At 41.2% G+C, this 284-nt stretch carries 1 protein-coding gene; it reads right to left on the bottom strand.

Annotated elements, in window-relative coordinates:
• Nucleotides 1–150: cbb3-type cytochrome c oxidase subunit II (locus A3738_RS10725; RefSeq protein ID WP_197473802.1), on the bottom strand; the 150-nt coding region annotated here is incomplete at its 3' end.
• Between the last annotated feature and the right edge of the window lie 134 nt (nt 151–284).

The following is a 284-nucleotide window of genomic DNA, read 5'->3' on the forward strand; positions in this document are numbered from 1 at the left end:
CGCAGTATAAGGCTTAAGTCCCTCGACAGGTGTTTTCATATCCTTGTTAAAGAAAAGAGGTACAACTTCCACTAAGAAACCAAAGCTTATTGCGACAATGATTAATGGGATCATTAGGCCAAGGTTTTTCTCAATTATTTCATGGTTCATTCTATCGCTCTCCTTAAGCTTGTGCTGGCACTGAGTCGAGTGCTTTAGCACTTGTTTGTCTAATAGTTAGCCAAACATTAAGGGCCATAATAAGCATGCCTGACAGGAAGATAGCTCCGCCGATTAATCTGACG

The organism is Oleiphilus sp. HI0066, assembly GCF_001635725.1.